General features: G+C 70.1%; 2 protein-coding genes. Both read right to left on the reverse strand.

Annotated features, from left to right (window positions below):
* Positions 1 to 10,955, reverse strand: a 10,955-nt coding sequence (locus ABZU75_RS41855; RefSeq protein ID WP_355567485.1) for an SDR family NAD(P)-dependent oxidoreductase, incomplete at its 3' end; no start/stop codon positions are given.
* A 36-nt stretch (positions 10,956 to 10,991) separates the two neighbouring features.
* Positions 10,992 to 12,039 (reverse strand): KR domain-containing protein (locus tag ABZU75_RS41860; RefSeq protein WP_355567488.1); only part of this gene is annotated, 1,048 nt, incomplete at its 5' end.

A 12,039-nucleotide genomic window follows, 5' to 3' on the forward strand; every position in this document is an offset into this window, starting at 1 on the left:
AGATCCAGACCCCGGGTCAGCTCATGCAAATGCCAGGCCGCATCCACCTTCGGCCGCAACACGCTGTCCAGCCGCTCGGGCGTCAACGACGGAATCGTCCCATCAGCCAGCACACCCGCGGTGTGGATCACCGCGGTCAGCGGATGCTCGGCGTCGATCCCGGCCAGCAGCGCCACCACCTGATCCCGGTCGGCCATATCACACGCCGCGACCATGACCTCGACACCGTGCGCGATCAACTCGGCCTGCAACTCCACCGCACCCGGAGCCTCCAAACCCCGGCGACTGGTCAGCAACAAACGCCGCACACCCCGCTCGGCCACCACATGCCGAGCCAGATGACCACCCAGACCACCGGTACCACCAGTGATCAACACCGTACCGTCCGGATCCCACGGCCGTTCTGCCTCCTCGGCCGGCATCACCCGGGCCAGACGAGGCACCCGTACCGCACCCTCACGGACCGCCGCCTGCGGCTCCCCGGAGGCCAGCACCGCGGCCAGCGACGACGGAAGCAACTCCGCGTCAACGTCGACCAGCACGAACCGGCCCGGGTTCTCCCACTGCGCCGACCGCACCAGACCCCACACCGCCGCGGCCGCCAGATCGGTGACCACATCACCTTCCCGCGCCTCGACCGCACCCCGCGTGACGAACACCAGACGCGAGGCTCCGAACCGCTCATCGGCCAACCACCCCTGCAACAGACCCAGCACCCCAGCCGTCACCGCATGCGCCGACTCCACTACGCCGGTGTTCTCGGAGGAACCGACGGTGAACGTCACCACGTCCGGCACCGGCCCCGCCTCGCCCAGCGCCGACAGATCACGATGAACCGCGACCGACTGCCCGGCCGACTCCCACATCCCCGCAAGACCCAGCGCGTCCGGCTCGAACCCGGCGAAACCCACCATCGCCACCGGCACCGGATCGGCCACGGGAACCTCAGAAAGCGTGCTCCACTCCAGCCGGAACAGCCCGTCACGCTCCGCCACCCGGCCACCACCCGCGGCGGCGAGCTGACCGGGCGAGAACGGGCGCAACACCAGCGACCGCGCCGACAACACCGGCTCCCCCGCGGCATCCACCGCCGTCAGCGTGACCGAGTCGGCATCGGCCCGGACCAGCCGCACCCGCAACGTCGCCGCACCACCCGCGTGCAGGCACACCTCACCCCAGGAAAACGGCAACCGGCCGCCCTCGGAATCGTCCAGCCCCACGAAGGCCACACCATGCAGCGCCGCGTCCAGCAACGCCGGATGCACCCCGAACGAACCTGCACTCGACGCCGCCTGCTCAGGCAGGACAACCTCGGCGAACACCTCACCACCGGCACCACGCCAGGCCGCCCGCAGCCCCTGGAACACCGGGCCATAGACAAGCAAACCCTCGGCCAGCTGGTCATAGAAACCGTCCAACTCGATCGCGGTCGCGCCGACCGGCGGCCACACCGCCGCATCGAACCGCGCGGCAGCCCGACCGCCCGTGGCCAGCGTGCCGGTCGCGTGCCGCACCCACGGCACATCCTCCCCAGCCTGCGCCGACCGAGAATAGACGTTCAAAGCACGTCGGCCGGTCTCCTCCGACGCACCCACCGCGATCTGCACCACGACCGCATCGTCCTCACCCAGCACCAGCGGAGCGGCCAGCGTCAGCTCCTCCACCAGGTCACAGCCGACCTGATCACCCGCCCGGATCGCCAGCTCCAGGAACCCGGTCCCCGGGAAGAAGAACATCCCGGCCACCGCGTGATCGGCCAGCCACGGATGGGTCCGCAGCGAGATACGCCCGGTCAGCACCACCTCATCGGAATCGGCCAGCCCGACCGTCGCGCCCAGCAGCGGGTGCCCAGCGGCGGCCAGACCCGCCGCCGCCACATTCCCCGTACCGGCACCCGCACTGCCATCAGGCCAGAACCACTGGTGCTGGAAAGCGTAGGTGGGCAGGTCGACCCGGCGCCCACCCGGCAGCACCGCCCGCCAGTCCACCGGCACCCCATGCACATACAGCTCGGCCAGCGCCGTCATGGACACCGTCCGCTCGTCGCGATCCTTACGCAACACCGGCACCAGCACCGCGTCCGACCCGGGCACCTCCGCGTCGGCGGCCAAGGTATCGGCGGCCATCGCGGTCAACACCCCGTCAGGGCCCAGCTCCAGATACGCCCGCACGCCCCGCGCGTGCAGCGTACGGACCCCATCGGCGAAACGGACCGCGCCACACACCTGCTCCACCCAGTAGTCCGGCGAGCACAGCTGCTCGGCCGTGGCCGCCTCGCCGGTCAGGGTGGACACGATCGGAACCCTCGGCGCGCTGTAGGCCAGGGTATGAGCCAGGGCGCGGAAGTCCTCCAGCATCGGATCCATCAACGGCGAGTGGAACGCGTGCGACACCCGCAACCGCTTCGTGCGCACCCCGCGCTCCTCCAACGCGGCGGCCACCTCAAGAACCGGCCCCTCGACCCCAGCGATCACCACCGAAGACGGGCCGTTCACCGCCGCGACCGACACCTCCTTCTCACGCCCGGCCAGCAGCTCGGCGACCTCCTCCTCGGACGCCCGCACCGACACCATCACCCCACCCGCGGGCAACGCCTGCATCAACCGCGCCCGACCCGCCACCAGCACACACGCGTCCTGAAGCGACAGCACCCCGGCGACATGAGCCGCGGTGATCTCCCCGATCGAGTGACCGGCCAGCACATCCGGCCGCACCCCCCACGAGAACACCAACCGGAACAACGCCGTCTCCACCGCGAACAGCGCAGGCTGCGCCCACCCGGTCTGATCCAGCAGCCCCGCCTCGGCCGACCCCGGCTCGGCGAACAGCACCTCGCGCAGCGACCCGTCCAGCAGCGGGTCCAGCTCCGCGAGCACCTCGTCCAACGCCGTCGCGAACACCGGGAACCGCTCATACAGCTCCCGGCCCATCCCCGCCCGCTGACTGCCCTGACCGGTGAACAGGAAAGCAAGCTGCGGCTCCGTCGCGGTCACCCCGGCCACCACGCCCACACCCGGCAGCCCCTCGGCCAGCGCACCAAGACCGGCCAGCACACCACCACGATCAGCCGCGACCACCACCGCCCGATGCTCGAACGCCGACCGCGTCGTGGCCAGTGAGAACGCGGCGTCGGCCAGACCCAGATCAGACTCGCCGTCCAGGAACGACACCAGCCGACCGGCCTGCGCCCGCAACGCCCGACCCGTCTTGGCCGAGACCAGCACCGGCACCACATCCGCAGCCGGTACCCGGCCCTGCGGACTGTCTTCTCCTTCCGGTGCTTCCGGCCCCTGCTCAAGAATGATGTGCGCGTTGGTGCCGCTGATCCCGAACGACGACACACCAGCCCGGCGCGGACGACCGGTCTCCGGCCACTCCACCGGCTCGGTCAGCAACTCCACCGCACCCGAGGCCCAGTCCACATGCGAGGACGGCTCGTCGATGTGCAGCGTCCTGGGCAGCACCCCCTGACGCATCGCCAGCACCATCTTGATCACACCCGCCACACCGGCGGCCGCCTGGGTGTGACCGAGGTTCGACTTGATCGACCCCAGCAGCAGCGGACGGTCCTCGTCCCGGTCCTGACCATAGGTGGCCAGCAACGCCTGCGCCTCGATCGGATCACCCAGCGTCGTACCAGTCCCGTGACCCTCCACCGCGTCCACCTCGACCGGGTTCAAGCCCGCGACGGCCAGCGCCTGACGGATCACCCGCCGCTGGGAAGGACCGTTCGGCGCGGTCAACCCATTTGACGCACCGTCCTGGTTGACCGCCGACCCACGCATCACGGCCAGCACCTGGTGGCCATTACGGCGCGCGTCCGACAGCCGCTCCAGCACCAGCATGCCCACGCCCTCGGACCAGCTCACCCCGTCGGCCGCGTCAGCGAAGGACTTGCACCGGCCATCGCCGGCCAGCCCGCCCTGCGCGCTGAAACCGATGAACGCGCCCGGGTTGGCCATCACCGTCACCCCACCGGCCAGCGCCAGAGTGCACTCACCCGACCGCAGCGCCTGCGCCGCCATGTGCATCGCCACCAGCGACGACGAACACGCGGTGTCCACCGTCACCGCCGGGCCCTCCAACCCCAGCGCGTACGAAATCCGGCCGGTCGCGACACTGCCCGCCGTACCGGTGCTGATGAAGCCCATCGCCTCCGGCGGGAACTCCACGCTTGACGCGTAGTCGTGGTACATGATCCCGGCGAACACACCCGTGTGGCTGCCGCGCAAGGAGACCGGATCCATGCCCGCCCGCTCGATCGCCTCCCACGACACCTCCAGCAGCAACCGCTGCTGCGGATCCATCGCCAGCGCCTCACGCGGCGAGATCCCGAAGAACCCCGGATCAAACTGCCCCGCCTCGTGCAGGAACCCGCCCTCACGCACATAGCTGATGCCCTGGCTCTCCCGATCCGGGCTGTAGAAGGCCGCCAGATCCCAGCCGCGCGTCGTCGGGAACGGCGAGATCCCATCCCCACCCTCACTGACCAGTCGCCACAGATCCTCCGGCGATTCGACCCCGCCCGGATAACGGCAGGCCATGCCCACGATCACGATCGGGTCGTCCGCGACCGGTACCACCGACGCTGGAATGACCACGTCGGCGTCCTCACCGAACAACTCGGCCAGCAGGAACTCCGCCAGCATGGCCGGCGTCGGGTAGTCGAACACCAGCGTGGACGGCAACCGCAACCCGGTCGCGGTATTGAGCCGGTTCCGCAACTCCACTGCGGTCAAGGAGTCGAAGCCCAGCTCACGAAACTCCCGCCGGACGTCCACCGCCGCGGAGTCGGGGTGTCCGAGGACCGTGGCGGCCTGAATGCGGACCAGATCGACCATGAACCGGGTCCGGTCGGCCTGCGTCAGTGCGGCCAGCTGCCGCACCAACGCTCCTCCATCGGCCGTACGCGCCAAAGCCGCCGTACGACGGGTGCCCCGCACCAGACCGCGCAGCAGCGGCGGCACCAGCTGAGCGGGCATCGCCGGTATGTTCATCAGGACCGGGAGCACCAGCGGTGCATCCGACCCGATGGCGGCGTCGAACAGCGCCAGCCCCTGCTCGGTGGTGATCGGCGGCAGCCCGGCGGCGGTCACCCGGTGCACATCGACCTGCGACATGCCCCCGCTCATCCCGGTCTCCTGCGCCCACAACCCCCACGCCAGCGACAACCCCGGCAACCCCTGCGCCCGGCGCCGCGCCATCAACGCGTCCAGCCAGGCATTGGCCGCCGCGTAGTTGCCCTGACCACCACCGCCCATCACCCCGGCCAGCGAGGAGAACACCACGAACCCGGCCAGATCCATACCCTGGGTCAGCTCATGCAGATGCCAGACAGCGTCCACCTTCGGCCGCAACACCGACTCCAGCCGCTCCGGCGTCAGCGAGGGAATGGTCCCATCGTCCACCACGCCCGCGGTGTGGATCACCGCGGTCAGCGGATGCTCGGCATCGACCTGCGCCAGTAGCGCGGCGACCTGATCGCGGTCGGCCACATCACAGGCGGCGACCGTGACCTCGACCCCGTGCGCGATCAACTCGGCCCGCAACTCCACCGCACCCGGAGCTTCCAACCCCCGGCGGCTGGCCAGCAGCAGATGCCGCACCCTGTGCTCGGCCACCAGATGCCGAGCCAGTTCCGCACCCAGGCCACCGGTGCCACCGGTGATCAACACCGTGCCCTCCGGGTTCCAGACCCGGGGCATGGTCAGCACGATCTTGCCGGTGTGCCGGGCCTGACTCATGAACCGGAACGCCTCCCGGCCCCGGCGCACATCCCACGCCGTCACCGGCAACGGCTCCAGCTCACCGGCGGCGAACAGCTCCATCAGCTCGGCCAGGATCTGCCGCAACCGCTCGGGCCCGGCATCCATCATGTCGAACCAGTGATATTCCAGCCCCGGGAAACTCTCCTGATCACGAATGTCCAGCTTGCTCAACTCGACGAACCGGCCACCCGGGCGCAGCAGTCGTGCCGAGGCGTCGATGAACTCCCCGGTCAGCGAGTTGAGCACCACATCGATGCCCCGCTCACCACACACCTCCCGGAACCGCTCCTCGAACTCCAGACTCCGCGAGGAGGCGATGTGGTCGTCCGGGATGCCCAGCGAACGCAAAACGTCCCACTTGGCCGGGCTGGCCGTGGCGAACACCTCCACCCCCAGCCGCTGCGCCAGCTGAATCGCCGCCATGCCCACACCGCCCGCACCGGCGTGCACCAGCAGCCGCTCGCCTGCCCGCAACCCGGCCAGATCCATAAGCCCGTAATAGGTGGTGAGGAACGCCACCGGAATCGTCGCCGCCTGCTCGAACGAGCAGTGATCGGGAATCTTCACCAAGATCGTGGCCTCGGTGACGACCACTGGGCCGAACGCGCCCTCGGCCAGACCGACCACCCGGTCCCCCGGACGCAGGTCCTCAACCTCCGGGCCGACCTCCAGCACCACACCGGCGACCTCAGCCTTGTCCTGGAACCAGCCCAGCGCGTTCAACCCGTCCAGCAGATCCCGGAAGTTCACCCCCGCCGCGTGCACCGCCACCCGCACCTGCCCCGCCTCCAACGGCTCGGCCGCCTGCGGGAACGGAAGCAACTCCAACGCGTCCAAGCTGTCCTTGGCCCGGCTGCCCAGCCGCCACGGCACCTCACCGGCCGGCGGCAGCAGACCCGCCCCCGAGGCCAGCGACGCCAACCGCGGCGCCCGCACCCCACCGTCGCGCACCGCCACCTGCGGCTCGTCCGAGGCCGGCACCGCGAGCAGTACATCGCGCAAAGTCGCGAGCGAGGACTCCTGATCATCCAGGTCGACCAGCACGAACCGGCCCGGATTCTCCGACTGCGCCGACCGCACCAGACCCCACACCGCCGCAGCCGCCAGATCAGCGACCGCCTCACCCTCACCCGCGGCCACCGCACCCCGCGTGACGACCACCAGACGCGAACCACCACACCGCTCATCGGCCAGCCACCCCTGCAACAGACCCAGCACCCCAGCCGTCACCTCGTGCGCCGAAATCGCCACGTCCCCGGCCCGCCTGGTCACGACCTCGGCCAGCACCACCTCCGGCACCGGCCCCGCCTCGCCCAGCGCCGACAGATCACGATGAACCGCGACCGACTGCCCGGCCGACTCCCACGCCCCCGCAAGACCCAGCGCGTCCGGCTCGAACCCGGCGAAACCGACCGCTGCCACCGGCACCGAATCGACCATGGGGAACTCCGACAGCGGAGTCCATTCCAACCGGAACAACCCGTTCCCCGCCGTCGCCTGTCCTCCGCCCGTGGTGGCGAGTTGGTCGGGCGAGAACGGGCGCAGCAGCAGGGACCTCACCGACAGCACCGGCTCCCCGGCGACGTCCACCGCGACCAGCGACACCGAGTCGGCAGCGGTCCGGCTCATCCGTACGCGCAGCATCGCCGCGCCGGTGGCGTGCAGGCTCACCTCTCCCCAGGAGAACGGCAACCGCGTACCTGCCTCGGTGTCCAGCCCGGCGAAGGTCACCGCGTGCAACGCCGCGTCCAGCAACGCCGGATGCACCCCGAACGAACCCGCACTCGACGCCACCTGCTCGGGAAGGGCGACCTCGGCGAACACCTCGCCACCCTCGGCCCCCCACCAGGCCGCCCGCAACCCCTGAAACACCGGGCCGTAGACGAGCAGATTCTCGGCCAGCTGGTCATAGAAACCGTCCAGCGCGATCGCGGTCGCGCCGGCCGGGGGCCACACCGTCGCGTCGAACGGCACGATCGGGGCAGGACCGGCCGTGCGGGTGCCCGTGGCCAGCGTGCCGGTGGCGTGCCGCACCCACGGCACATCCTCTCCAGCCTGCGCCGACCGGGCGTAAATGCTCACGCTCCGATGGCCCGTCTCCTGAGCGGCGCCCACCGACACCTGCATCGCGACGACGTCCCGCTCGCCCAGCACCAACGGAGCGACCAGGGTCAGCTCTTCGACCAGGTTGCAACCGACCTGGTCACCCGCCCGGACCGCCAGCTCCAGGAACCCGGTACCCGGGAAGAACACCATCCCGGCCACCACGTGATCGGCCAGCCACGGATGCGAAGCCAGCGACAGGCGGCCGGTCAGCAGCACCCCATCGGAATCGGCCAGCCCGACCGTCGCGCCCAGCAGCGGGTGCCCGGCGGCGGCCAGGCCCGCCGCCGCCACGTTCCCGGTACCGGAACCGGTGCTCTCGGGCCAGTACCGCCGATGCTCGAAGGGGTAGGTCGGCAGATCGACCCGGCGTCCGCCCGGCAGCACCGCCTGCCAGTCGACCGGCACCCCGTGCACATGCAGCTCGGCCAGCGCCGTCATCACCGCCATGTGCTCGTCCCGATCCCCGCGCAGCACCGGCACCAGCACCACACCTGTGTCGTACTCGTCCACGTCACGGCCGGCATCCAGAGCGCCGGCGGCCATGGCGGTCAGCACGCCGTCAGGGCCCAGCTCCAGATAAGCTCGCGCGCCTCGCGCGTGCAGGGTGCGGACCCCGTCGGCGAAGCGGACCGCGCCGCGGACCTGGTCCACCCAGTAATCCGGCGAACACAACTGCTCCGCAGTGGCCACCTCCCCGGTCAACGTGGACACGATCGGAACCCTCGGCGCGCTGTAGGTCAACGTACGGGCCAGGGCGCGGAAGCCCTCCAGCATCGGCTCCATCAACGGCGAGTGGAACGCGTGCGACACCCGCAACCGCCGCGTCTTGACCCCCTGCTCCTCCAGAGCGGCGGTCACCTTCAGCACCGCCTCTTCGACCCCGGCGATCACCACCGAGGACGGGCCGTTCACCGCCGCGACCGACACCTGGTCCTCGCGCCCGGCCAGCAGCCCGACGACCTCCTCCTCAGAGGCCCGCACCGACGCCATCGCCCCACCCGCGGGCAGCGCCTGCATCAACCGCGCCCGACCCGCCACCAGCACACACGCATCCTTCAGGGACAGCACCCCGGCCACATGGGCAGCGGTGATCTCCCCGATCGAATGACCGGCCAGCACACCCGGCCGCACTCCCCATGAGGACACCAGCCGGAACAGCGCGGTCTCCACCGCGAACAGCGCAGGCTGCGCCCACCCGGTCTGATCCAGCAACCCGGCCTGCTCGCTGCCCGGCTCGGCGAACAGCACCTCCCGTAGTGACCCGTCCAGCAGCGGGTCCAGCTCCGCGATCACCTCGTCCAACGCCGTCGCGAACACCGGGAACCGCGCATACAACTCCCGGCCCATCCCCGCCCGCTGGCTGCCCTGTCCGGTGAACAGCACCGCCAGCTGCGGCGGCGTCGCGGCCACCCCGCGCACCACACCGGCACCCGGCATGTCCTCGGCCAGCGCATCCAGCCCGGCCAACACACCGTCGCGGTCGCCGGCCAGCACCACCGCCCGATGCTCGAACGCCGGACGGGTCGTGGCCAGCGAGAACGCCGTATCGGCCAACGCCGCCTCACCGCGGCCCTCCACGTGCGAGGCCAGCCGCCCGGCCTGTGCCCGCAACGCCTCCGCCGTACGACCCGACACCAGCATCGGAACCACACCGCTCACCGCATCGGCGGCCGGTATCCGGTCCTGCGAAGCGTCTTCTCCTACCGGTGCTTCCGGCCCTTGTTCGAGGATCACGTGGGCGTTGGTTCCGCTGATCCCGAACGACGACACACCCGCCCGGCGCGGGTGGCCGGTGTGCGGCCACTCGGTCGGCTCGGTCAGCAACTCCACCGCACCCGAGGCCCAGTCCACATGCGAGGACGGCGCGTCCACATGCAACGTCCGGGGCAGCACCCCGTGCCGCATCGCCATGACCATCTTGATCACACCCGCCACACCCGCCGCCGCCTGGGTGTGACCGAGGTTCGACTTGATCGCCCCCAGCAACAATGGCCGGCCCTCGTCCCGGTCCTGCCCATAGGTCGCCAGCAGCGCCTGCGCCTCGATCGGGTCACCCAGAACCGTGCCGGTCCCATGCGCCTCGACCGCGTCCACCTCGGCCGACGACAAACCGGCGCCGGCCAGCGCCTGGCGGATCACCCGCTGCTGCGAGGGACCGTTCGGCGCGGTCAACCCGTTCGACGCACCGTCCTGGTTCACCGCCGAACCCCGCACCACCGCCAGCACCTGGTGCCCGTTGCGCTGAGCGTCCGACAGCCGCTCCAGCACCAGCACGCCGACACCCTCGGACCAGCTGGTGCCGTCCGCGGTGTCGGAGAACGCCTTGCACCGACCATCGGGTGCCATCCCGCCCTGCGCGCTGAACCCGACGAACACCAACGGCGACGTCATCACCGTGATACCGCCGGCCAGCGCCAGCGAACACTCCCCCTGCCGCAGCGCCTGCGCCGCAAGGTGCAACGTCACCAGCGACGACGAGCAGGCGGTGTCCACCGTCACCGCCGGGCCCTCCAACCCCAGCGTGTAGGACAGGCGGCCCGACAACACGCTGGCCGCCAGACCGGTGACGCCATGCCCCTGCGTATCCACCTGATTGCTCATGAGCAGGTTCATGTAGTCCTGGCCGTTGGTGCCCACGAACACACCGGTGTGGCTGCCCTTCAGCGAGACCGGATCGATCCCCGCCCGCTCGATCGCCTCCCAAGTGGTCTCCAGCAGCAACCGCTGCTGCGGATCCATCGCCAACGCCTCACGCGGCGAGATCCCAAAGAACCCCGCATCAAACCCCGCCGCATCCGCCAGGAACCCACCCTGGGCCTCCCCATCGAATCCCAGCCCTGACGACATCCCCAGATCCCAGCCCCGATCGACCGGGACCGGCGAGATCGCGTCCTCACCCTCAGCCAGCAACCGCCACAAATCTTCAGGAGAGCCGACTCCACCTGGAAAGCGGCATGACATCGACACGATGGCGATCGGCTCGCGCTTGCCCGACTCCACCTCCTCGAGTCGTCGACGGGTCTCGTGCAAATCGGTGGCGACCGACTTGAGGTAGTCAACGAGCTTCAGGTCTTCCGACATAGGAGGAGCCCTCCAGGGTATTCGCGAGCCGGGAGATCACAAGTCTTTGAGACGGCCCAGTTCGCTTTCGATGAAGCCGAGGATGTCCTTGGTACTCGCCGATTCGAGCATGCCGGCGACAGCGATTTCACTAGTTTCCGTGCCGCTCTCGCTCACCTTCGCCAGCAGCTGCCGCAGCCGGGTGACGATGCCGTTCCGGGCGAGATCGTCGAGTGTGGTATCGGAAAGAGCAGTCTCGAACCGGTTGAGATCGGCCAGCAATGACAGCTCCGTGGCCTTGCTCTCTCCCGGAGCGATTTCCGCCAGGAGGTGTTCGGCGAGGATGGCCGGGGTGGGGTAATCGAAGACGAGGGTCGCCGGCAGCCGCAACCCCGTCGCCGCGTTGAGCCGGTTGCGCAGCTCCACAGTGGTGAGGGAGTCGAAGCCCAGCTCGCGGAACTCCCGTCCCGCCTGGATCGCATCCGCCGACGTGTGCCCCAGCACCACCGCCGCCTGCGCCCGCACCAACTCGAGCACCAGCTGAACCTGATCGGCCTTCTCCAGCCCCGCCAGCCGCTCGACAACATCAACGCCGCCGCCCATCTGGGTGGCGACCGCCGACCTGCGGCCCGCACGCACCAGACCCCGCAGCAGATGCGGCACCTCGGGAAGGGCACGCAGCACCGACAGGTTCAGCGGCACCGCCACCACCATCGGACGATCCGACGCAGCGGCCGTCTCGAACATCGCCAGCCCCTGCTCGGCCGACAACGGAGGCATTCCGGTCCGGTTGATCCGGCGCATCTCGATCTCGCTCAACGTGCCGGTCATCCCATGAGCCTGCGACCAAGCGCCCCACGCCAGCGACAACGCCGCCAGCCCCTCAGCCCGCCGATGCTCGGCCAGCGCATCCAGGAAGGTGTTCGCCGCCGCGTAGTTACCCTGCCCGGGAGCACCCACGACACCGGCCATCGAGGAGAAGACCACGAAACCGGCCAGATCCAGACCCTGGGTCAGCTCGTGCAGATGCCAGGCGGCGTCCACCTTGGGACGCAGCACCGCATCCAGACCCTCCGCCGTCAACGACGGAATCGTGCCGTCGGCC

Source organism: Streptosporangium sp. NPDC005286, from assembly GCF_040607515.1.
Lineage (GTDB): Bacteria > Actinomycetota > Actinomycetes > Streptosporangiales > Streptosporangiaceae > Streptosporangium.